This window comes from Streptomyces sp. iso_384 (assembly GCF_056172905.1).
In genome coordinates this window covers 7,720,897-7,742,661 of the sequence record NZ_JBWBTT010000001.1, presented here as the reverse complement: position 1 = coordinate 7,742,661, position 21,765 = coordinate 7,720,897, and the positions used below count along the sequence as shown (strand labels likewise).

General features: G+C 73.4%; 17 protein-coding genes and 1 pseudogene. 7 read left to right on the top strand and 11 right to left on the bottom strand.

The annotated features are described in order from the left end of the window. Positions 1-61 precede the first annotated feature (61 nt). The 8 genes from AC0VY3_RS35065 to AC0VY3_RS35030 form a co-directional block, all read right to left on the bottom strand. Positions 62-934: an ABC transporter permease gene (locus AC0VY3_RS35065; RefSeq protein ID WP_475551526.1), complete on the bottom strand. Its 873-nt coding sequence runs from the start codon at positions 932-934 to the stop codon at positions 62-64. Next, on the bottom strand, positions 931-1,671 hold the full coding sequence (locus AC0VY3_RS35060) for an ABC transporter ATP-binding protein (RefSeq protein WP_103509642.1): 741 nt from the start codon (positions 1,669-1,671) through the stop codon (positions 931-933). Before AC0VY3_RS35060 ends, AC0VY3_RS35065 begins: the two co-directional genes overlap by 4 nt. A gap of 37 nt (positions 1,672-1,708) precedes the next feature. Continuing rightward, positions 1,709-3,862 (bottom strand): peptidase domain-containing ABC transporter, encoded by a 2,154-nt coding sequence (locus AC0VY3_RS35055; RefSeq protein WP_475551525.1) that lies wholly within the window; start codon positions 3,860-3,862, stop codon positions 1,709-1,711. A gap of 11 nt (positions 3,863-3,873) precedes the next feature. After that, positions 3,874-6,753 (bottom strand): type 2 lanthipeptide synthetase LanM, encoded by a 2,880-nt coding sequence (gene lanM, locus AC0VY3_RS35050; protein ID WP_475551524.1) that lies wholly within the window; start codon positions 6,751-6,753, stop codon positions 3,874-3,876. A 98-nt stretch (positions 6,754-6,851) separates the two neighbouring features. Further along, a complete protein-coding gene (locus AC0VY3_RS35045; RefSeq protein WP_030627248.1) occupies positions 6,852-7,052 on the bottom strand; it encodes a class II lanthipeptide, LchA2/BrtA2 family in 201 nt (66 codons plus the stop codon). Between the two features lie 101 nt (positions 7,053-7,153). Continuing rightward, the gene (locus AC0VY3_RS35040; RefSeq protein ID WP_475551523.1) at positions 7,154-10,201 is read right to left on the bottom strand and encodes a type 2 lanthipeptide synthetase LanM family protein; all 3,048 of its coding nucleotides are present in this window, start codon (positions 10,199-10,201) and stop codon (positions 7,154-7,156) included. A gap of 118 nt (positions 10,202-10,319) precedes the next feature. Continuing rightward, complete coding sequence (locus AC0VY3_RS35035) at positions 10,320-10,505, bottom strand: plantaricin C family lantibiotic (protein ID WP_030075698.1); 186 nt, start codon at positions 10,503-10,505, stop codon at positions 10,320-10,322. Positions 10,506-10,694: 189 nt separating this feature from the next. Beyond that, the gene (locus AC0VY3_RS35030; RefSeq protein ID WP_475551522.1) at positions 10,695-11,762 is read right to left on the bottom strand and encodes a LacI family DNA-binding transcriptional regulator; all 1,068 of its coding nucleotides are present in this window, start codon (positions 11,760-11,762) and stop codon (positions 10,695-10,697) included. Positions 11,763-11,901: 139 nt separating this feature from the next. Between AC0VY3_RS35030 and AC0VY3_RS35025 the strand changes: the two genes are divergently transcribed. The 5 genes from AC0VY3_RS35025 (at position 11,902) to AC0VY3_RS35005 (ending at position 17,380) form a co-directional block, all read left to right on the top strand. Next, positions 11,902-12,846, top strand: a complete 945-nt coding sequence (locus AC0VY3_RS35025; protein ID WP_103510635.1) for a carbon-nitrogen hydrolase — start codon at positions 11,902-11,904, stop codon at positions 12,844-12,846. A gap of 193 nt (positions 12,847-13,039) precedes the next feature. After that, the gene (locus AC0VY3_RS35020; RefSeq protein ID WP_475551521.1) at positions 13,040-14,107 is read left to right on the top strand and encodes an endonuclease/exonuclease/phosphatase family protein; all 1,068 of its coding nucleotides are present in this window, start codon (positions 13,040-13,042) and stop codon (positions 14,105-14,107) included. 109 nt (positions 14,108-14,216) lie between these two features. Continuing rightward, the gene (cseB, locus tag AC0VY3_RS35015; RefSeq protein ID WP_103510633.1) at positions 14,217-14,969 is read left to right on the top strand and encodes a two-component system response regulator CseB; all 753 of its coding nucleotides are present in this window, start codon (positions 14,217-14,219) and stop codon (positions 14,967-14,969) included. Between the two features lie 16 nt (positions 14,970-14,985). Then, positions 14,986-16,260 (top strand): sensor histidine kinase, encoded by a 1,275-nt coding sequence (locus tag AC0VY3_RS35010; RefSeq protein WP_242738458.1) that lies wholly within the window; start codon positions 14,986-14,988, stop codon positions 16,258-16,260. Positions 16,261-16,375: 115 nt separating this feature from the next. Further along, positions 16,376-17,380: a D-alanyl-D-alanine carboxypeptidase family protein gene (locus AC0VY3_RS35005; protein WP_475551520.1), complete on the top strand. Its 1,005-nt coding sequence runs from the start codon at positions 16,376-16,378 to the stop codon at positions 17,378-17,380. 15 nt (positions 17,381-17,395) lie between these two features. Here the strand turns inward: AC0VY3_RS35005 and AC0VY3_RS35000 are convergent, their stop codons facing one another. Together AC0VY3_RS35000 and AC0VY3_RS34995 are read right to left on the bottom strand one after the other, a co-directional pair. Further along, a complete protein-coding gene (locus AC0VY3_RS35000) occupies positions 17,396-18,529 on the bottom strand; it encodes an NADH:flavin oxidoreductase (protein ID WP_475551788.1) in 1,134 nt (377 codons plus the stop codon). A gap of 213 nt (positions 18,530-18,742) precedes the next feature. Beyond that, the gene (locus AC0VY3_RS34995) at positions 18,743-19,984 is read right to left on the bottom strand and encodes a hypothetical protein (protein ID WP_475551800.1); all 1,242 of its coding nucleotides are present in this window, start codon (positions 19,982-19,984) and stop codon (positions 18,743-18,745) included. Between AC0VY3_RS34995 and AC0VY3_RS34990 the strand changes: the two are divergent. Together AC0VY3_RS34990 and AC0VY3_RS34985 are read left to right on the top strand one after the other, a co-directional pair. Next, positions 19,872-20,107: pseudogene (locus tag AC0VY3_RS34990) on the top strand (DUF4287 domain-containing protein). The gene AC0VY3_RS34995 and the pseudogene AC0VY3_RS34990 overlap by 113 nt on opposite strands. A 130-nt stretch (positions 20,108-20,237) precedes the next feature. Further along, positions 20,238-21,014 (top strand): polysaccharide deacetylase family protein, encoded by a 777-nt coding sequence (locus AC0VY3_RS34985; protein WP_103510628.1) that lies wholly within the window; start codon positions 20,238-20,240, stop codon positions 21,012-21,014. Positions 21,015-21,046: 32 nt separating this feature from the next. On the opposite strand, the gene AC0VY3_RS34980 is transcribed toward AC0VY3_RS34985, so the two are convergent. Further along, positions 21,047-21,703, bottom strand: coding sequence for a hypothetical protein (locus AC0VY3_RS34980; RefSeq protein ID WP_103510627.1), 657 nt, complete (start codon positions 21,701-21,703; stop codon positions 21,047-21,049). Positions 21,704-21,765: the final 62 nt, after the last annotated feature.

The following is a 21,765-nucleotide window of genomic DNA, read 5'->3' as shown; positions in this document are numbered from 1 at the left end:
CCGGGGCCGCCGCACCTGACCAGTGCGGCGGCCCCGGCATGCGTCGCTCATGACGTCCCGGTCACGACGCCTCGTACCGGGTGAAGCGCACCGCGCCCACCGCCCCGATCGCCACCGCGTACAGGGCGAGGACCAGGAAGCCGAGGCCCTGCGAGCCGCCGTCCGCCTCCGCCGCGGCCGTCATGATCGTGCCGCCGGCCGCCAGGTCGCCCGCCCCGCCGGGGAGCAGGTTGCCCAGCTCCGCGTCGCCGAGCGAGGAGGCGAGGATCCGCAACGTCGGCTCCAGGAACTGCGTCACCAGCAGGATGCCGACGATCGCCGCCACCTGGTTGCGCACCAGCGCGCCCACGCCGACGCCGATCGCGCCCCACAGGGTCATCACCACGATGCTGCCGCCCAGCGCCCCGAGCACCGTGCCGTCCGTGAGGTACGCCGGCTTCCCGTGGCCCGAGAGCAGCGCCACCGCCACCAGGGCGCCGGAGAGCACCGCGACCGTGCCGTACACGAACGCCGTGCCCAGCCCGACCAGGAGCTTGGCGCCGTAGACCCGGGCCCGGCGCGGCTCGGCCAGCAGCGTCGCGGAGATCGTGCGTGCGTGGTACTCCTGCGTCACCGCGATCACGCCGATGGCCAGCGGGAAGACGTACGCGAGCGCCACCGCCAGGTTGTACGCCGGTACGGCGTCGCCCGCCGTGCCGAAACTCAGCGGACTGCGCGGGGCGTTGAGGCCGCCGAAGACGATCAGCGCGGTGAAGCCGGCGCTGCACAGCACGACCGCGAGCAGCAGGATCCACCACAGCCGGATCGTGGTCAGCTTCAGCACCTCGGACCGCAGGAGGGCGGCCGTGGAGACCGCGCCGGATGCGGTGGCCGCGCTCGCGCCCCGGTCCGTCCGCGCCACCGTGCCCGCACCCGTACCCGTACCCGTACTCATGCCCGTACTCCGTTCCCGGCCCGTGTCAGCCGCAGGAAAGCAGACTCCAGGCGCTCGCCCGGCTCCAGCAGACCGTCGAGAGGACCGCTGCTCAGCAGCCGCCCGTGATGCATCAGCAGGACGTCGTCCACCGTCTGCTCCAGCTCGCCGAGCAGATGGCTGGAGAGCAGCACCGTCCGGCCCGAGGCCGCGAAGTCCCGCAGGAACTCCCGTAGCCACAGCATCCCTTCGGGATCCAGGCCGTTGGCCGGCTCGTCCAGGACCAGCAGCTCCGGATCGCCCAGCAGCGCCGAGGCCAGCGACAGGCGCTGCTTCATGCCGGTCGAGTACCCGGCGACCGGCCGGTCCGCCGCTCCGGACAGGCCCACGTCCGCCAGCAGGTGGTCGACCCGCTCCGGTCCGCACCCGGCGGCCGGGGCGTAGCAGCGCAGATGGCCCCGGCCCGTGCGGCGGCCGACGAACGCCCCGCCGTCCAGGCCGACGCCGATCCGCCGTGTGGGGGCGGCGAGTTCGGCGTACGGGCGGCCCCACAGCAGCGCGCTGCCGCCGGTCGGGCGGATCAGCCCGAGGATCATGCGCAGGGTCGTCGTCTTGCCCGCGCCGTTGGGGCCGAGGAAGCCGGTGACCCGGCCGGGCCGTACGTCGAAGGAGACTCCGTCGACGGCTCTCGTGCCCTTGAACTCCTTCTGGAGATCCCGGACCGAGATCACCTGCTCCTGATGTGCGTGTTGTGCCATGCGTCGGCTCCTCCTTCTCCTGCTGGGCCGTGTTCCCTTACCGGACCGTGTTCAGGTCGACCTGGGAGCGGACCAGGTCCCGGTACGGGCCGGGCTCGGTGATCAGCTCCTCGTGGCGGCCGGTCTGGACGACCCGGCCGTGCTCCAGCACCACCACGAGATCGGCGTTCACGATGGTCGACAGCCGGTGGGCGATGATGATCCGCGTGCACTCCAGCCGGTCCAGCGCGGCGGCGATCCGGGACTCGGTGACGGTGTCCAGCGCGCTGGTCGCCTCGTCGAGCACGAGGACGCGGGGCCTGCGGGCGAGCGCGCGGGCGAGCGCGACCCGCTGGCGCTGGCCGCCGGAGAGGCTGCCGCCCATCTCGCGCACCGGCGTGTGGTAGCCCAGCGGCATCGCCGCGATGTCGTCGTGCACATGCGCCTGGCGCGCGGCGTCGACGACCGCCTCCATCGTGGCGTCGGGCACCCCGAAGCGGATGTTGTCGGCGATGCTGCGGTTGCTGAGGACGATGTCCTGCGGGACGTACGCGGCGCTCCGGTAGAACGCGTCGGCGTCGATCTCGCGGATCGACACCCCGTCGTAGAGGACGTCACCGGACCGGATCGGGTACAGCCCCATGAGGAGCTTGCCCAGCGTGCTCTTGCCCGAGCCCGAACTGCCCACGATCGCGACCCGTTCGCCGGGCCGGATGTCGAACGAGACGTCCGCCAGGGCCGGGGTGCGGGAGCCGGGGTAGGAGAACCCCACGTTCCGCAGCCGCACCGCGCCTCGCACGGCGACCTGCCGGTCGCCGAACGCCCCCGGGTCCTCGGGCTGGTGGAGGATGTCGCCTACCCGCGCCACCTGCGCGTTCGCCGTGATCAGCTGGGTGAACGCGCCGGACAGCGACATCACCATGCCCAGGCTCGTCGCGGTCAGCGTCTGCGCCGCCACCGCCGAACCGAGGTCCAGCGAACCGTGCAGCACCAGCCACAGCCCCACCGCCAGCACCAGCAGCGGCCCGAACACCTGGAACACCGCGTAACCACTGGTCGCCACGCCCTGCAGGACGATCCGCCGCCGGGTCTGTTCCATCCCGGCCGCGTAGACCTGTCGCCAGTCCTGGAAGAACGTGCCGGTCATCCCGGAGACCTTCAGCGTCTCGATCGAGGACAGCGCCTCCATCTGGAGCGACGAGGACTTCGTCGTCTCGCTGATCTCCCGCTCGGTGATCCGCCGGATCGGCCGGTACGTCGCCACGGCCACCGCGAGCATGGTCAGGAAGACCGTGAACGCCGTCGCACCGAGGGTGAACGAGCGGTAGAACATATAGCTGAAGATCGCGATCAGGCTGCCGAGATCGAGCAGCACGACCGACAACTGGCTGGAGATCATGTCCCGTACGGACGTGATGCTGGAGAGCCGGTAGAACAGCTCACCCTGCGAGCGGTTGGCGAAGTACTTGTAGGGCAGCTCCAGCAGCCGCCGGAACGTCTTCCCCATCATCGCCTCGCCCAGGCTCCGGATCACGGACGCCAGCGCCACGGTCCTGAGCAGCGAGAGCAGGAAGAACACCGCCATCGGGGCGGTGAACGCCACCAGGACGAGGGCGATCGGGGCCTTCTCCAGATAGCCCGCGTAGTCGTTGACGGCGTACTGGGTGGCGATCGGCATGAAGATGGTGAAGGAGTACAGCACCAGCGACATCAGGAACGCCTGGATCAGCGGCTTGCGCGCACCGGTCAGCGAGCGCAGGAACTCCCGCCAGACGCTGGGCTCGCGGTGCCGCTCGGGCCGGTGGTCCGGCGTCGGTACGGCTTCGAGCGCGAGGCCCGAGTAGTGCTCGGCGAACTCCTCCGCCGGGTACGTGCGCCGGCCGCCGCCCGGGTCGACGACGGTCACCCGGTGCTCGTCGATCTCCTCGACGACCACGACATGGCTGTCGTCCCAGTACGCGATGAGCGGCAGTCGCAAACGCCCGAGCCGCTGCACCCCGGCCCGGAACGCCCGCACCTCGAAGCCCCGGCCGCGCAGGATGGCCGCGATCTGCTTGATGGTGAGGCCGTCGCGTCCCACCTCGTGCTCCCGGCGCAGCCCGGCCACCGAATCGCGGGAGCCGTACGCCGAGAGGATCATCGCGATGCAGCACAGACCGCACTCGGCCTGGGCGAACTGCTGGACCTCGCGGACCCGTCGGACCCTGCGCATACGCCATGCCATCAGCGGCCTCCGAGGCAGCGGGGAAGGCCGGTTCCGGGGTGGTCGAGCATCGCCTGGGCGGCGAACCAGCCGGACAGGCCGAGGAAGTAGGACGGCAGAAGGGGTTCGGTGCCGATCCCGCAGGACCAGCCGCCGTCGCCGTACCGGTCGAGGAACGCGGTGCGCAGCGCGGCGGCCGCGTCGCGCAGGTCGGGGCGGTGGAGCAGGTCCGCCAGATGGCACAGGACCGCGATCCGGCCGGCGAGCCCGTGGCAGAGGCTGAGGTCGGAGGCGAGGTGCGGGCCGCCGGTGTGCGTTCCGGCACCGGTGGGCTCCAGTACGCGGTCGATCTCCGGGGCCACGGCTTCCGCGATCCGGCCGGCCGGTTCGCCGAGGGCCGTGAGCAGGGCGGCGTGCGCGTACGCGAGGCCCGCGTACCCCTTGCACCAGCCGCCGTTGCCCGTTCCCGTCCCCCGGTCGCGCAGCCCCGCGTCCTGCCAGCGGTGGCGGCCGTACGCCTCGGCGAACCGCTCCAGATGGGCGCGGGCGCCGCTGCCCCCGTCGAGGCCCGCCGCGACCATCGCGGACAGGGCGGTGATCCGGCCGAACCTGCCGTGGGCCAGGCCGAGTTCCTCGCCGTCCCGGTGTGTGGCCGGGTCGCCGTCCACCGTGACGAGGCGGCGCAGCAGCCGCTCGGTCCCGGCCCCGGTGACCTCGGTCGCGCCGTGCGCGGTGTGGGCGGCGAGGTGGACGAGGTAGCCGCCGTAGCCGTTGAGGTGGTCGAAGTCGGTGGCGGAGAGGCGGTAGACGTCGAACGGGCCGTCGACCGGCCGGAACTGGACGGCTTCGGCACCGGAAGGGAAGCGGGCGCCGGGCGAGGTCAGCCGCCGAATCTCCCAGTCGGTCACCAGGTCGGAGAGCACGCCGGTGAACGGCGACATCGACAGCGGCGTTCCGTCGAGCACGGCCGGCCGGCTGTGCACGGCCGAGGCGCAGACCCGCTCCAGGTCCACGCCGAGCGGGGACGTGCCGGTGCGGGCCGCGCCCTGCGCGAGGTGCAGCAGCAGCCCGCCGCCGTCGTACAGCGTCGCGTCGACGCCGCCGAGGCGCAGCCCGTCGCCCCGGAGGCGGGGCGTCAGCCAGGTCGGGGCGTCCGCATCGCCGACGACGAGGTCGCGGAGCAGGGCGTGCCAGCCGGCCGGGTCGGCGAGGTGGACGGGCGAGGCGGCCGGGGCGGGCCCGGTGACGGGCTCCCGCCGCTCCCACACGTCGTCGGCGGAACCGGCCAGGGCATAACGGAGGTAGAGCGGGTCGCGGTCGGCGGGCCGGTCGAAGAACGACCGTACGGCGGCGAGCGCGGACTCGCGGGGCGTGAGCTGCGCGGCGCTGCGGATCTCCTCGTCGAAGTCGCCGCGCAGCAGCCCGGAATCGCAGTCCACGGTGAAGAACGGCACATCGAGGTCGAGCAGGGCCGCGACCTCCTCCCGGTGGACCGCGCCGGCCGACTCGGCGGCGGTGCCCCGGTAGTGGCGCGGCAGCTTGCCGAGCAGCTCGACCCGGTCCTGCCGGCTGCCCAGGTGCACGGGGTGCGTGGAGGCTTCCAGGAACCGGGCGTAGATGTAGGTCGGGCGGACGACCTGGCGCACGGCCCAGCCGGCGGAGTCCCGTACGACCGCCTCGATGGCGTCCCGTCGGGCGGCGAGCAGGGCGCGGGCCTCGCGGAATCCGGCGACGAGCTCGTCCGTCCAGCGGCGCGGGTCCAGCGGCCCGCCCGCCACGGTCGCCATGTTCGCGCCGTGCTCGACGACGACCTGACTGCGGTCGAAGCGGATGTCGTCCGTGCCCGCGTCCACGACCAGGTACGACTGGAGGTGCTCGGAGGCACCGGGCCGTACGCAGCCGATCCCCGAGATGTCGACGTCCAGCTTCGCTCCGGCGTAACGGGCCGGGAACAGCAGGGTGTTGAGCACCGACCGCTCGATGTCGAGGTTGAGGGAGGCGGCGGCGGGCGCCGAACGGGTCTGGCCCGGCGCGATGTTGGGCAGCGACACCAGGGTCTCGGTGTCGATGACGACCGGGCCGTCCGGGGTGGCGATGATGTTCTCGTGGTGCAGGTCGGTGGCGCCCAGCATCGACAGGAGGGCGGCGGACCGGCCGAAGCGGCGGAAGTAGCGGGCGCTGTGCTCCGCCGTCCCGTCCAGGTCGGCGTGGACCACGAACTCCTGCCAGACGTGGGCGGGCCGGACGAGCGTCCGGGGGTGCAGCGGGCCGAAGAACGAGCCGTCCGCGTCGAGGAGCGTGCGCAGGGAGGTCAGCAGCTGCTGGCAGTTGTCCTGCTGCGGCTTGTACACGGCCCGCGAGCCGTCGTCCCGGACCACCAGGCAGACGGTCCGCCCGCCCCGGTGGGCGTCGCCGAGGCCCGGGGTGACGGTGACGATCCGGCCGGGCCCGCCGAGGAGCGCGTCCAGCTCCGCCCGGTCCGCGACGGCGGCGTGCAGCACATCGGCCACCGTCCGTGCGGTACGGGCGGTGGCGAGGCGCAGCAGCCGGTCCAGCTCGGGGAAGCGGTCGAGCACCGCCTCGCGGCCGGGTGCCTGGGCGAGGCGGGCGTGGAACGCCTCGTACCCGGTGTCCTGCGCGCGGAAGGAGGCGATGAGGGTGCGCACGCCGGTCTCGATACAGAGGCCCATGAGCGAGCGGAGCGCGGACTCGGCGACACCGGCGAGGTCGGCCAGGTCGGCGAGGCCGGTGCCGGCCGGGCCCTGGTAGGAGGCGGCGAGCCCGGCGATGCGCTGGGCGCCGTCCCGCAGATACGGCGCGTAGAACGCGCCGAAGACGTCTGACCTCTCGTCGGTGATGCGCTGCACCAGGTCGTCGAGGAACGCGTCGCTCAGTTGCACTCGTGGACTCTCTTGCCGTCGTCGAAGGTGGGAGGGTGGGGGCGGGCGCCCCGGAAGTACCAGTTCCGGGGCGCCCGCACCACACCGGCTCAGCGGGTTCAGCAGCGCTTGGTGCAGCCGCTCGTCGGGCAGCCGCCCTGCATCGCGGCGCTGGCGCCGACGATCACGGTGGTGACGGCGGTGGCCGGGATGATGGTGGGCGTGAAGCCCGCGGCCAGCGACTCCGGCGCGTCCGCGAGCTCGACGAGCTCGTCGGCGCTGACGTATCCGGTGGCGTCGTTCATGGCGATGTCGCCCATGACGGTTCCTCTCTGTTCTTCCTGCGTGGATGGGTGTGGTGCCAGGGCCCGGCAGGATGCGGGCCCGGTTCGTGGGTGCGCCGTCGCGTCCTGGCCGTGGCCTAGGCGAAGCGCAGCAGGGAGGGGTGGCTCCCCGGGTCCAGGTGGCGAAGGACGGACCAGGCGAGTCCGGCCTCCCCGACCATGAGGCTGTTGGTGTACGCGTACTTGGTGTCCGAACGCTGCCCGTACCGCTCCACGACCTCGTCGAAGAGCCGCGGGTACAGGTCGCCGAGGCCGTCGCCGCCGTCACCGACCTGGTCACCCCCGCCGAACAGGCCGGGGACCAGCTGCTGCCCGAGCCCGACGATCTCCGCGCAGGCCAGGTCGCCGTGGCAGTACGTCGGGTTGTTGCCGAAGCCGCGGGCCAGGGTCAGCCCGGCCAGCCGGTCCAGCACCGGGCGGGACACCGCGCCGGGCGCGTGCTCGTTGCTCGTCAGCGCGCCCAGCAGCATCCCGGGCGCCCCGTGGCACCAGCCGTACGAGCGCTCCGGCTCGCCCCAGACGCGCGGCCAGTCGCGGTCGCCCTCCTCCTGCGCGTCGAGGACCGCGCCGAGGATCCGCAGCCCGAGGCCGTGCACGCCCGGGTCGCCGAACTCGGCCCCGTAGCGCAGCAGTACGGGCGCGATGCCCATCGCCCCGTGCGCGTAACCGGTGTACGGGGTGACCCGGGCGTCCGCCAGGCCGAGGCCGCCGAGCGCCTCGGTCTCCCGGGCGGCGATGGTGCGGACCGCCTCGGCGACGACCGCCCGCTCCGCCGGGTCGGTGGCGCGCTCGTGCAGCGCGAGGCCGACGGCCAGCGCGCCCGCCATACCGCTGAGGAAGTCGGTGCCGGCCTCGGCCCCCGAACACCGGGCCAGCTCCCGTGCCAGCTCGCCGAGACGGCCGGCGTCCGGCTCGTCCAGCAGCCCGCGCGCCACGACGAGGGCGTACGCGGTACCGGCCATCCCGGTCATCCCGCCCACCGACACCCCCTGCTCGGCGAGCCGGCCGCCGCGCAGCTGCTCCTCGACGGGGTTCAGCACGCTGCGCGCCGCCGCCGCGAAGTCCGCCCGGCCCGTCTCGCGGGCCAGCGCGGCGAGGACGAGGGCGGGGCCGGGGCTGCCGCCGTACAGGTCGTAGCCGAGGGTGCCCGGGCTCCACTGGCTCTGCGAGTCGGTGGTGACCTGCGGGGCGATCCAGGTCGCCGGGTGGCGGGGCTCGCTGCTCGCCACCCGGGTCGCGAGCAGCCGCTCCCCGATCCGTACGGCCTCGTCGACGAACCGGCCCCGCTCCACGGCGACGGCGGGCCTGCCGGCCGGACGCACCGGGACGAACCCGGTCTCCTCCCGGTCGGTGGGCAGCTTGTTGACGAACGAGAAGTCGATCAGGCGTAGTTCGCGCTCGATGACCGTCTCGTCGAGCCCGTGGATCCGCTCGCGGACGGTGGTCAGCGGCGGCTCCGCCAGGGCGTCGGCCCGTACGGTCCCGTCGGTCGAGCCCAGCGCGCGTGACCTGGCGGTGTACGAGAAGTACGGCACGTCGCCCCGGGCCATCTGCCGGACCTCGGCGCCGGCGATCGCGGGGGAGTCGCCGGTGCGCAGGACGACCCGGTTCAGGACAGCGGCGCGGACGACCGGGTCGGCCATGGCGTGTGGGTGGGTCGCCATGCGCAGCAACTGCGTGTAGAAGACGGTCGCCTGGTTGACGTGCCGGAACTGCACATCACCGAGGAACTCCTCGACGGCGTCGACGACGGCGTCCGGGTGGTCCGCCGCATACCGCAGTACCCGGCCGAACTCCCGCTTGACGATGTCCCGTTGGTCGTTGACGGGCAGCTGGGTGGCGCGCTGCACGGCGAGGTTGGCGTTGGCGGCCGTGGTCGTCGTGGTCACCATCCCGACGAACATGTCGTCGCGGCCCGGGTTCTGGAGGCTCAGCGACTTGTACGGGGAGCGCTGGCCGGTGTCGTAGCCGATCGCGCCGATGTCCATGCCGTGGTCGTCGTCGCCCGAGCGCACGACGAGCGGCAGCAGCCCCGACCCGATGATCGACTCCCGGAGCGTGAGCGCCCCGATCTTCGAGGCCGCGCCGTCGTCGTACGCCTCGGGGAGGTTCAGCCGGGGCGACAGCAGGGTCTCGGTGTCGATGACCACGGGCCCGGCGGCGCAGGACACCATGTTCTCGAAGTGGATGTCGGTGGCCCGCAGCAGGAAGAGGATGCCCGCGAGGGTCCCGATCCGGGCGAAGTAGTCCTTCTGCTCGCCTGCGAACTCCTCGGTGGGGATGAACTCCACGAACCCGCCGTGCTCGGTCGGGACCACGGCGACGGTCGGCAGATCGGTGCCGAGCCGGCCGTTCATCCAGGACACGAAGGAGCTGTAGCCGGCCTCCGCGCCGATGGGGTGCGGCTTGTAGAGCACCCGGCGGCCGTCGGTGAACAGGACCTGCGCGACGGAACGCCCGCCGTTGTGGGTGTCGCCCTCGCCGAGGACGAGACGGTCGACCCGGGGGCGCTCCGGGCCGCCCGGTATGAGCGCGGTCAACTGGTCCACGACGGAGTCGAGTTCATCGATGATCTCGACGACGTACCGCGCGGAGGACTCGACCTGGCGGCTCACCAGCGAGAAGAGATGCGGATAGCGCGCGGTCAACTCGTCGTGTCCGGCCGGGCTGTTGGTCCACCGGCGGAAGGCGGCGTAGCGCTCCTCGGGCGTCTCCCCGTCGAGCAGGCCCGCCGTGCGCCGCCGGTGCAGCTCCTCGACCAGGGTCCGGATCATCAGCCGGGAGACGAGCCCCGTCTGGTGCGCGAGGAAGTCGTCGACGACCTGTTGCGGCGCGGCCACCGTGGGCGACTGCGCGGCGGCCCGGCGTACGAGACCCGTCGCGGGCGCGGCGAAGTGCCGGAAGTAGTCGTGGAAGAGCCCGTCGGGGTCGCGGGAGGGGTCGTAGGCGTCGGGCGCGCCGGGCCGGGTCCGGTGCTGGTTCCGCTCGTCCTCGTCCGGTGCCGCCGCTGTCGCCGCTGCCCGCAGCCGTTCCTCGACGTGCGCGATCAGCTCGGGGTCGGTGAGCTCCGGCAGATACGTCCGCAGGGCTTCGGCGGTGCCGGGGGAGACGTCGTGACTGTTCATGAACACCGGATCCAGGACGGGGCGGGGCGGGGGAGGGGGGGTGATGCCCTCCCGGAGAGGGGGAGGCGAGACCAGGAGGGGGAGGTGACGCCGGGAGGTGGGTCCCGGCGTCATACGGTCACTTGCAGTTGTTCTGGCACTCGGCGGTGGCCGTGCAGAAGTTCCCGTTGTTCCCCAGGACGTAGCTGGCGCCGTAGCAGCTGAGGGAGGACACGATGGTTCCCCAGCCCTGACCGGCGGCGCTGACGGCGTCGAGGTTCTGGTCGTCGATCTCTTCGAGGATGCCGACGTTGGGGTTCGCCATGAGGCTCACACCTTTCACGCGAGGAAGCGGCGCGGCCGTGCGGCCGGGCCGTTCCGAATGGATCTTGACCCCTTGAACGCTAGGGATCCGATCCGCGCCGCGCCCCCGCCCGGAGACGGGTTCCGCCCCCGTCCCGGGGGGTGTTGTTCCCCGCCCGGAACCTCGCCGGGCGGCCGGGTGGCGCGTCGCTCAGGCGGGACCGGTGGAGGCGCGGGTCTCCAGGGACCAGGCGTGGCGGCGGACGGTGTCGGGGGCGGCCCGGTCCGCGAGGATGTCGCAGAGCAGCTCGGCGCAGGCGCGGCCGTACGCGGCGGGGCGCAGGTCGACGGCGGTGACGGGCGGTTCGGCGTTGCGCGTGGCGGGACCGCCGACGCAGGCCGCGACGAGCAGACCGGCGCCCGCGCCGCCGCTGCCCGCGCCGCCGCTGCCCGCCCTGCCGTTTCCGTCGGGCCGGCCGGCTTCGTGGCCGACCGTGCGGCCGAGGGCGGCCGCCGCGCGCAGGACACCCGTGGCGGACCCGTCGGGGGCGCAGATCACGGCGTCGACGGCCGGGTCGGCGGTGAGCAGTGCCCGGGTGGTCTCCTCGGCCTCCGCCGGGGTCGCCGCGAACGGCACGGTGCGCAGCGCCACCTCCACCCCGTGGGCCAGCCCCCAGGACCGGGCGGTCGCGCGCAGGGCGGTCGCCCAGGCGGAGGAGCCGGACGGGGCCAGGAGCGCGGGGCGGCGGGCGCCGCGCTCGGTGACATGGTCGAGGAGGGCGGTCAGCGAGGCGGCGTTGTCGCAGACCACGGCGGCGCTGGGGCCGGGTGCTGGGCCGAGGTAGCGCTCGCCGGTCACCACCGGGACGCCCGCGTCGAGCAGCCCCGGCACCGCGCTGTCGCCCGCCTCGGGGTCGATCACCAGCAGCCCGTCGACGCGCGAGCCGATCCGCCCGCCCGCCGCCCCCGAGCGCGCGAGCAGCACCATGTCGAGCCCGTCCTCCTGGGCGCGCTCCACGGCCCCGAAGGCGAGGTTCATGTAGTAGTCCAGCCGGGTCGCGGTGGCCGGCAGATGCAGCCCGACGGCCCCGGTGCTGGCGCGGCGCAGCCGCCGGGCGGCGCTGTTGGGGCGGTAGCCCAGCTCCTCCGCCACCGCGCGGACCCGGTCCCGGGTGGCCTCGGCGACCCGCCCCGAGCCCTGGAGCGCGTCCGACACGGTGCTCTTGGAGACCCCGGCGGCGCGGGCCACATCGAGCAGGGTCACGGTCCGGGAGGTCACGGGGGTGAAGTCTAGACGTTCGGGGAGGCACGGTGCGGGGGTTGCCGGAACGTTCCGGCAACGTTAGATTCGGGCCGTGCCGGAACGTTCCGGCAGTGTCGGTCCCCTCCGCCCGCACCCCGCCCCCCTGGAACTGGTCATGCGTCTGATCACCGCGTACAACCCGCCCGCCTCCCCGACCCGGACCCGCCCCGCCGAGCGCGCCCCCCTGCGCGTCGCGGCGGTCCAGCAGCGCTGGCACCGCGATCCGGCCGAGCACCGCGCCGCCCTGCTGGAGGGCATCCGGCTCGCCGCGGCGGAGGGCGCCCGCGTGGTCTGCCTCCAGGAGCTGACGCTCTCGCCGTACTTCGCGGTCGTCCGCCGCGCCGACCACCCCGAGCCCGCCGCCCCGGAGGAGCTGCTGACCGGCCCCACCTTCACCTTCGCCGCCGAGGCCGCCCGCGAGCACGGGGTGTACGTCCACGCCTCGCTGTACGAGAAGGCCCCGGCGCCCGGCGGCGAGGACGACGGCCTCGGCTACAACACCGCGATCCTCGTCGCCCCCGACGGCGCCCTCGCCCAGCGCACCCGCAAGACCCATATCCCGGTGACCGAGGGCTATTACGAGGACGACTGGTTCCGGGCCGGTCCGGCGGGCGACGACGCCTTCCCGCTGGTCACGGTCGACGAGGCCCGCTTCGGCCTGCCCACCTGCTGGGACCAGTGGTTCCCGGAGCTGGCCCGCGCCTACTCGCTCGCCGGGGCCGACGTCCTCGTCTACCCGACCGCCATCGGCTCCGAGCCCGGCTTCCCCGGCTTCGACTCCCAGCCGCTCTGGCAGAAGGTGATCACCGGCAACGCCATCGCCAACGCCACCTTCATGATCGTGCCGAACCGCATCGGAGCCGAGAACGGCCTCACCTTCTACGGCAGCTCCTTCATCGTGGACCCGTACGGCCGGGTCCTCGCCCAGGCCCCCCGCGACGAGCCCGCCGTCCTGGTCGCCGACCTCGACCTGGACGCCCGCCGCGACTGGCTGGAGCTGTTCCCGTTCCTGACCACCCGCCGCCCCGACGCGTACGGCCCGCTCACCGAGCCCCGCTGATCCGCCGGGCCGGAGCTCGGGGGCGATCCGGAGCCCGGACCTGCCGCGCCCGCGCCTCCGCGCTCCGACACGAACCTGAAACAGAGCCGCGCGATGCTCGAAGCACGCCCCTGACCGGCCCGAAGCGGCGCTCCCGGAGGCTGTCGACATACCCGATCCCCGAGGTACGCGACCGTCCGTCAGGAGACCAGCCGTGCAAAGCCCCCCGCCGCCCGCAGCGCCGGCCACGGACGCGGTGCCCGCCTCCGACCCCGCAACCGACTCCGACCCCGGCGTCGATCTCGACCCCGGCACCAGGGGACCCGCTCCCACGCCCGCCGGACGCACCGGCCGCTACCGTCCAGCCCCCGCCCCCGCCTCCTGGCTCGCCGCCGCAGCGGCCGTCGTCTGGGCGGCAACGATGGCGCTGCACCCCTGGATCCCGAACGCGGGCGTCGACGCGGGCAGCCTCTTCCAGACGCTGCTGCCCTGGACGGGCCTCGGCGTGCCGGTCCTGCTCGTTCTCGCCGCCGTACTCCGGTCCCGGCTCGTCGCCGTCGCCGTCCTCGCGCCCGCCGTCGTGTGGGTCACGCTCTTCGGCGGCGCTCTCACCGACAAGCGTTCCGGCGGCGGCGATCTGACGGTGGTCAGCCACAACGTGGACGAGGGGAACACCGACCCGGCCGGCACCGCGCGCATGCTCGCCGGGGCGGGCGCGGACGTGCTGGCGCTCGAAGAGCTGTCCGACGCGTCGGTGCCCGTCTACTCCCGCGAGCTGGCCGCCGCCTACCCGCACCACGCGGTGCTCGGAGGCGTCGGCATCTGGAGCAGGCACCCGCTGGCGGACGTGAAGGAGGTGCCGATCATGCCGTGGACCCGCGCGATGCGTGCCACGGTGCGGGCCCCGGACGGCCCGCCCGTCGCCGTGTACGCGGTGCATCTGGCATCGGTACGGGTCTCGGCGGCTGGGTTCACGACCGGCCGGCGCAATGACGCGGCCCGCGAGCTGGCCGCCGCGCTCCGGGCGGAGCCCGCGCCCCGGGTGGTGGTGCTGGGCGACTTCAACGGTACGTATCAGGACGACGCGCTGGCCCCGGTGACCTCGCAGCTGCGTTCCGCGCAACGGGAGGCGGGCGACGGCTTCGGCTTCACCTGGCCCGCCGGGTTCCCGATGGCCCGTATCGACGACGTACTGGTACGGGGGCTGACCCCGCGCGCCGCCTGGACCCTGCCCGCCACCGGCAGCGACCACCTCCCCGTAGCGGCCAGGCTGACCCGGTGAGCCGATGGCCGGGCCACCCGCCTTCCCCCGACTACGATGCGAGCGACCGGCTGACCGATCGACCGACCGACCGGCTGACCGACCGATCGACCGATTGACCGACCGACCGATGACCTCGAACGCCCAGGTAGGCAGCGTGTCCGAAGCCCGGGGCCCGGCCCCCGTCAGCGTGCTCGTGGTCGAGGACGACGCCACCATCCGCCGCGCCGTCCAGCTGGCCCTGGAGCGCTACGGCTACCGGGTCGCGGTCGCCGCCGACGGGCTCAGCGGTCTGGAGGCGTTCCGCGCGGGCGGGCACGATCTGCTGATCCTCGACGTGATGCTGCCCGAGCTCGACGGCATCGGCCTCTGCCACCGGATCCGCGAGGAGAGCCCCGTACCCGTCCTGATGATGTCCGCGCGCGGCGACGCCCTCGACGTGGTCGCGGGCCTGGAGGCGGGGGCCGACGACTATGTGATCAAGCCCGTCGACACCGCCGTCATGGTCGCCCGGATCCGCGCTCTGCTGCGCCGCGCCACCTTCCGCCCGGACCAGGAGGGACGCGCGCCGAAGAAGTCCGACCGGGCCCCCGACCATGTCCTGACCTTCGGCGACCTGACCGTCGACACGCTCGGCATGGAGGTGCGCCGGGCCGGCGAGCCCGTGTCGCTGACGCCGACCGAGCTGCGCCTGCTCCTGGAGTTCGCCGCCGCGCCCGGTTCGGTGCTGGACCGCCGCCGACTGCTGCGCGATGTGTGGGACTACGGCTGGGAGGGCGACACCCGGGTCGTGGACCTGTGCGTGCTGCGGCTGCGCAAGAAGATCGGCAGCGGGCGGATCGAGACCGTCCGCGGCTTCGGCTACAAGCTCGTCCGCGGCTGAGCGGCCGGCGACCGCCGTGGAATTCCTCAACCCCCGCGCCCTGCGCTGGAAGATCGCCGCACTGGCCGCCGCCGCGTGCTGCGCCGTCGCCGCCGTGATCGGCTTCCTGGTGCACGACGCGACCCGCGAACGCGGCCTGCGCGTCGGCAACGACCGGACCCTGACCCGGCTGATCGCCGCCGAGCGGGAGTTCGACCGTACGGGGAAGGCCCCGGCGGACATCGACGTCCGGACCAGGGCCGAGCTGCCGGAGCCGCTGGCGCGCGACCTCGCCGACCTCACCGGCAACGAGCTGCCGGGCACCGGTCGCGGATACGCCACCTGGTACGACGCCGATCCGCCGAACTGGTACTGGATGTGGGGCGCGGTGGCGGTCGGCGACGACCGGATCCTCGTCGTGCGGGACGACATGAGCATCGAGGTCCGCAGCCTCCAGCTCCTGGACCGCAGCATCGTGAAGTCCGTCCTCGCCGCCCTCCTGTTCGTCGTCCCGCTCGCCGCCCTCGCCACCGAGCCGATCAACCGGCGGCTGCGCCACGGGGCCCGTACCGCCCGCCGGATCGCCGACGGCGACCTGGACGCCCGGATCGGCCCCGCCGGGCGGGCCCGCGACGAGATCACCGAGATGTCGGCGGCCGTCGACGACATGGCAGACGCCCTCCAGCGCAAGCTGGAGAACGAGCGGCGCTTCACCGCCGACGTCGCGCACGAACTGCGCACCCCGCTGATGGGCCTGGTCACCGCCGCCGGGCTGCTGCCCGAGACCGACGAGGCGGCCGGCCTCGTACGGGACCGGCTGCGGGCCCTGAACGCACTGGTCGAGGACCTGTTGGAGATCTCGCGCCTGGACGCGGGCGCCGAGCGGGCCCGCCTCGACCCGGTGCCGCTGGGCGAGCTGGTCACCGACGTGGTGCGGCGTACGGGCACGGACACCCGTGTCTCCGTGGCGGACGCGGAGGTGGTGGCGACCGACCCGCGCCGGGTGGAGCGGATCGTGGTCAACCTCGTCGCCAACGCCCACCGGCACGGCGCGGCCCCCGTCGAGGTGACGGTCACCGGCGCGCGGATCGCCGTACGCGACCACGGCCCCGGCTTCCCGCCCGACCTCCTGGAGCGGGGCCCGCAGCGTTTCCGCACCGGCGCGAGCGAACGCGGCCGGGGGCACGGTCTCGGCCTGACGGTCGCCCAGGGCCAGGCGGAGGTGCTCGGCGCCCGGCTGGCCTTCGCCCACGCCCCGGGCGGCGGAGCGCTCGCGACCCTCGACCTGGCTCCGCGCGCACCCTCCGCCTGATACGGAACCGAAACGCACTCTCGCGGGGGTGGAAACGACGCTGTACGGGTCCGGAAGAACGACTCCTCGAAGGTGACTCCGGTACGGGAAACCGCGCTGTCACCTGGAGGAGCCCATGCCCGCAGCCCCCACTGTCACCCCTTCCACCGGGAGCGGTGTGCGCTTCCGCCGCTCGATCCTCGTACCGCTGACCGCCGCCGTGGTCCTCGCGGCCGGCACGGGAGGGTGGTACGCGGTCGGCGGCGGGTCGGCGGCCGGGTCCGGCGACGCCGAGGGGCCGGGGGAGGGGGTGGCGCCGCTCGCCCGGTCGATGCACCTGCCCTGGCCGCGCGAGGGCCAGGCGAGCGTGGCGGTCGAGGGGATCGGCAGCCTCGGCACCCGGGGCGAGCAGAAGCCGGTGCCGATCGCCAGTGTCACCAAGGTCATGACGGCCTACGTGATCCTCAAGGACCGTCCGATGCGCGCCGACGCCCCCGGCGCGACCGTGGTCGCCGATCAGCGGGCGGCCGACGAGTCGTACTCCTCCGTCGAGACGACGGCCCCGGTGCTCGCCGGGCGGAAGTACACCCAGCGGCGGCTGCTGGAGCTGATGATGGTGCCGTCCGGCAACAACGTGGCCCGGCTGCTGGCCCGTTGGGACGCGGGCGACGAGAAGGCGTTCGTCGCGAAGATGAACCGGACCGCCGCCGGACTCGGCATGCGCGCCACCACGTACACCGGGGTGAGCGGCATGGAGACGAGTACGAGGAGCACGGCGGCGGACCAACTGCGGCTGGCCCGGGCCGCCATGAAGGACCCGGCCTTCCGGCAGATCGTGGCGACCGGCTCCGTCACGGCCCCGGGTGCCGGGGTGAACTTCCGCAACACCAACAAGCTGCTCGGGCACGACGGGGTCATCGGCCTGAAGACCGGTTCGTCCACCCCGGCGGGCGGCAACCTCGTCTGGGCGACCAGGCAGAAGGCCGCCGGGGCCGATCGCCTGGTCATCGGCGTCGTGCTGCACCAGCGCGCCGGTACGTCGCCCGCCGAGGGCAGCGCCGCCGCCCACGAGGCCAGCCGCGCCCTGATCACCGCGATCCGCGCGGACCTCCCAGCGGCGGCGAACAGGGCGCGGCGGTAAGGGACGTGCCGGCCGTCAGTGCAGGGTCTTCAGCATCTCCGCGGAGAACGGGGTGATGTCCGCCGTACGCCCGTCGAGGGTCTTCGCCGCCCACTCGGGGTCGGAGATCAGCGCCCGCCCGACGGCGACCATGTCGAACTCGTCGCGCTCCATCCGGTCCAGCAGCTGCTCGATGCCGGTGACCCGGGAGTCGTTGCCCTGGAAGGCGCTGAAGAAGTCGCCGTCCAGGCCGACCGAGCCGACGGTGAGGGTCGGCCGGCCGCTGATCTTCTTCACCCAGCCGGCCAGGTTCAGGTCGGAGCCCTCGAACTCCGGCAGCCAGTAGCGGCGGGTGGACGCGTGGAAGACGTCGACCCCGGCCTCGGCCAACGGCGTGAGCAGGGCGTCCAGTTCCTCCGGGGTCCGGGCGAGCTTCGCCTCGTAGTTGTCCGACTTCCACTGGGACATCCGGAAGAAGAGGGGGAAGGCGTCGGAGACGGCGGCGCGGCAGGCGGCCACGATCTCGGCGGCGAACCGGGTCCGGGCGACCAGGTCGCCACCGTAGGCGTCGGTACGCCGGTTGCTGCCGGACCACAGGAACTGGTCGATCAAGTAGCCGTGGGCGCCGTGCAGTTCGGCGCCGTCGAAGCCGAGGCGCTCGGCGGCGGCGGCCGCGTCGGCGAAGGCGGCGATGACGTCGTCGAGGTCCTGCTGCGTCATGGCGCGGCCCTTGGGCTCACCGCTCAGCGACAGGCCCGAGGGGCCGACCGGCTCGGCGTCCGGGACGGGCCCGGCGCCTTCGGTGCGGGTGACGCCCACGTGCCAGAGCTGCGGAATGATCGCGCCGCCCGCCCGGTGCACGGAGTCCGCGACGTGCCCCCAGCCCGCGAGCGCCGCCTCGCCGTGGAAGCGCGGAACCCGGTCACTGGTCCCGGCGGACTCGTGGTCGACGTAGGTGCCCTCGGTGATGATCAGCCCGACGTCACCGGCGGCGCGCCGGGTGTAGTAGTCCGCCACGTCCTGCCCCGGAACGCCGTCCGGGGAGAACTGCCGGGTCATGGGCGCCATCGCGATCCGGTTCCGGGAGGTGAGTCCGCGGACCGTGAACGGGCGGGAGAGCGTGGCCGTCGCACGGGCGGCGGCGCTGCCCGCCTCCGTCGCGTCCTGCACACCTGCCGGGGCCGCAGGGGCTGCCGGGTCCGTCACGTCTGTCACGTCTGTCACGTCTGTCACGTCGGGTTCCTGTCCGTTGTGGGGGTGGTCCACCCGGCCCCAACGCGCCCGCGCCGCGTCGCCATCCCGGCAACGGCTCGGATACGGGTAAAGAGTGAGCAAAGAACGGAGTCGGCCTCCGGTGTCTCCGAGGCCCGTTCCGCCCCACGTCTACTCAGGCCGCTCGGGCTTCTCGGGCAGTTCCAGGTCCGTGCAGGCCCCGCGCCGTACCTGATCCGCCGCGAACGCGGACACGTACGTGCGCAGCAGCACGCGCTGCTCGTACCGTTCGGCCTCGGTCGGCGGCACGTACGTCGTGCCCGGCTTCCGGTGCCGGTCGGGATAGTCCTGACCCCAGCGCGCGGCGAAGCCGACGTCGTCCCCGTCGCACCTGGCGACGGCCCACGCCCGGTGCTCAGTGAGGGCGGGCCTCCGGGCGACGCCCCGGCCCATCGGCAGAGGGTCGGGGCCCGAGCCCATCTCGTGGACCCGCGGGCCCCAGTCGCCGAGCCAGGAGGTCAGCTCGACGATCGCCGTACCCTTTCGCGCGTCCGGGTACGTCTCCGTCGCGCGCAGGGTGCACCGGCCGACGATCCCGCCGTCGGCGACGGCGATGCGCACTTCGCCGTCGTGCCCCGCCGCCGGGACGCGGGTGGTGGCGAGGGCGTCGCAGGCGGTGCCCTTCGCCCGGGCGCGGGGCGCGTACGTCCCCTCGTCCGGCACCGCGCCGTCCGCCGGGGCGGGCAGCGGCTCGCCGCCGCAGCCGAGCTTCTCGGTGACCACGTTCGTCATGTGGACGGCGAGCCGCAGCATGGCCGCCTTCTCCGCGGGATCATGGGCGGAGTACGTCCAGGTGCTCACGAGCAACCGGCGCCGCTCCGCCGCCTCGTCCATCTCCGCTTCCGCCGGCGCCGCACGCGGGCATTCCGGCATCAGGTGGACGAGGCTGTTGTCGTCCTCGAAGCCGGGCAGCCCGCCCGGCAGCACGGCGTGCGGCGGGCGGGAGCTTCCGGCCCGCCCGAGTTCCCGGTCCCGCCCGATGCCCTCCGGGAAGGCCTCGACGGCGACCACGACCTGGCCGTTCTCGTTCCTCAGCACACAGTCGTACGTGCCGTCGTCGGCGTCGAAGGACTCCCGCGCCTCCCCGAGCCGCGTGTCCGTCCGCACGATCTCCAGTTCCCCGGCGGGCAGTTGGCCGCCGCACGCCTGGCGCGCCAGCCACCAGTCCTTCGCCGGCTCACGCACCGCGTTCCCGGCGATCAGCAGGACGACCACCGCCCCGACCGCGACCAGCAGCAACGTGCGGTGCCGGGAAGCCCAGCCCTTCAGCTGGTCCTCCAGCCGGGTTCCCGTCCGATTCCCCTCGATCGAGAAGAAGTACGGCCGCCCGGTCTCCGAGTGGAAGGACCTCATCCGCTCCTCCCGCTGACCAGGCACGGGGAACGGGTCGCCTGGCTCACGTCGGAACACGGCCTGGGCCACGGCCACGCCAACGCCCTGGTCGCGCACACCCGCGCCGAGGACGGCGACCGCTGACGGGCTCTCCGTTTGTCGCCGACCGCCTGCAGCCATGTCCGCGAACGGTAACCGAGGCATCCCGCCGGGCCCTTCGCATGTCTAGGTGGGTGCACGACATCGGCGGAGACGGCAAAAGGGGCGGGCGGACATGGCGAAGCACAAGGGAAGGGCCTGGCACAGCCGGCTCCTCGCGGCGGCGCTCGGTGTGACGGCGCTGGCCGCCGCCACCTCGGTGTGGACCGCGCAGGCCGACACCACCGCCGCCCGACCGCCGCAGGGGCGGGTCTCCTCGCCGGACGCCCAGGACCGGCCCGTGGCCAAGGTGGCGGCGGACATCGCGCACGCCTCTGACCGCGGGGACCGGGGTGTCAACATCACCATCGACGACGGGCCGGACCCGGTCTGGACGCCGCAGGTGCTGCGTCTGCTGAAGGACCAGGGAGTGAAGGCCACGTTCTGCATGGTCGGTACCCAGGCCCGGGCCCACCCGGACCTGGTCAAGGCGGTCGTGGCGGACGGCCACCGGCTGTGCAACCACACCGTCTCGCACGACACGACCATGGACACCAAGTCCGAGGCCTATCAGCGGCAGCAGATCCTGGACGCCGAAGGCATGATCATCAAGGCGTCCGGGGGTGTCCGTTCGCAGTACTACCGGGCCCCGGGTGGTGCGTTCACCCCGTACAGCCGGAAGCTCGCCGCCTCCCACGGGATGCGGCCGCTCGGCTGGAACGTCGACACCAAGGACTTCGAACATCCCGGTGCCGCCACCATGGTCGCCACCGTCAAGCGCGAGATCGCCAACGGGCCGACCGTCCTCTTCCACGACGCGGGAGGAGAGCGCTCCGAAACCGTGGCCGCTCTGCGCGAGGTCCTGCCCTGGCTGAAGGAGCAGGGGTACGCGTTCGGCTTCCCGGTGCGCTGAGCGAGGCCGGCCCGTACCGGACGACGTGACCGTCAGTTGGTCCAGACGACCGGGCTGTCGCGGTACGTGTCGCCCTCGTCGAACTCGGCGCCGGTGACGGGCGCGGTCTTCGTGGCGCTGAGCGAGCAGGTCTCGTACGACGCGCCCTTGGTAGTGAAGTCGCGGGGTGCGGTTTCGCGGTCGCACTTGCCCGGGATGTCGCCCATCAGGATGACGCCGGTGCCGGCGCCGCCGTCCAGTACTCCGTCGAGCTTCAGCGAGGCGTACGACAGGTCGGTGCCGCCGACGTTCTCCACCTTCATCTTGATGAAGTAGGGCGTCATGCCCTTCGCCTTGTCACCGAAGGCGGCCATGTCGGACTCGGCGCCCTTCTCGATGGCCGTGACGGTCACGGCGATGGTGCCCTTCTTGTCGCTCGTGTACCTGAACGGCACCACGGCCCGGTCGCCGACCTTGAGCTCGGTGCCCGGCGCGGTGACGTCACCCTCCGCCGGAGCCTCGCCGCCGCTGCCGCCGTCGCCACTGTCGTCGGTCGGGCTCTCGCTGCTCGGCTCGGACGAGGCCGGGGCCGAAGCGGACGCCGACGGAGTCTCCTTCGCGGCCGGCTCGCCGTCGTCGCCGTTGCAGGCCGAGAGTCCGAGACCCAGGGCGACCGCAGAAGCCGCGATAACGATGCGTCGCTTGTGCACTGTTACTACCTCACTACCGATGTACGAGAGTTCCGAGAAGGGTTCCGCTGTGCCGCGCATGC

Coding starts and splice junctions, on each gene's coding strand:
- AC0VY3_RS34985 (WP_103510628.1), top strand. CDS start 20,238: ATGGCGAAGCACAAGGGAAGGGCCTGGCACAGCCGGCTCCTCGCGGCG.
- AC0VY3_RS35065 (WP_475551526.1), bottom strand. CDS start 934: ATGAGTACGGGTACGGGTACGGGTGCGGGCACGGTGGCGCGGACGGAC.
- AC0VY3_RS35035 (WP_030075698.1), bottom strand. CDS start 10,505: ATGGCGAACCCCAACGTCGGCATCCTCGAAGAGATCGACGACCAGAAC.
- AC0VY3_RS34995 (WP_475551800.1), bottom strand. CDS start 19,984: ATGAGGTCCTTCCACTCGGAGACCGGGCGGCCGTACTTCTTCTCGATC.
- AC0VY3_RS35040 (WP_475551523.1), bottom strand. CDS start 10,201: ATGAACAGTCACGACGTCTCCCCCGGCACCGCCGAAGCCCTGCGGACG.
- AC0VY3_RS35060 (WP_103509642.1), bottom strand. CDS start 1,671: ATGGCACAACACGCACATCAGGAGCAGGTGATCTCGGTCCGGGATCTC.
- AC0VY3_RS35045 (WP_030627248.1), bottom strand. CDS start 7,052: ATGGGCGACATCGCCATGAACGACGCCACCGGATACGTCAGCGCCGAC.
- cseB (WP_103510633.1), top strand. CDS start 14,217: ATGACCTCGAACGCCCAGGTAGGCAGCGTGTCCGAAGCCCGGGGCCCG.
- AC0VY3_RS35025 (WP_103510635.1), top strand. CDS start 11,902: ATGCGTCTGATCACCGCGTACAACCCGCCCGCCTCCCCGACCCGGACC.
- AC0VY3_RS35055 (WP_475551525.1), bottom strand. CDS start 3,862: ATGCGCAGGGTCCGACGGGTCCGCGAGGTCCAGCAGTTCGCCCAGGCC.
- AC0VY3_RS35005 (WP_475551520.1), top strand. CDS start 16,376: ATGCCCGCAGCCCCCACTGTCACCCCTTCCACCGGGAGCGGTGTGCGC.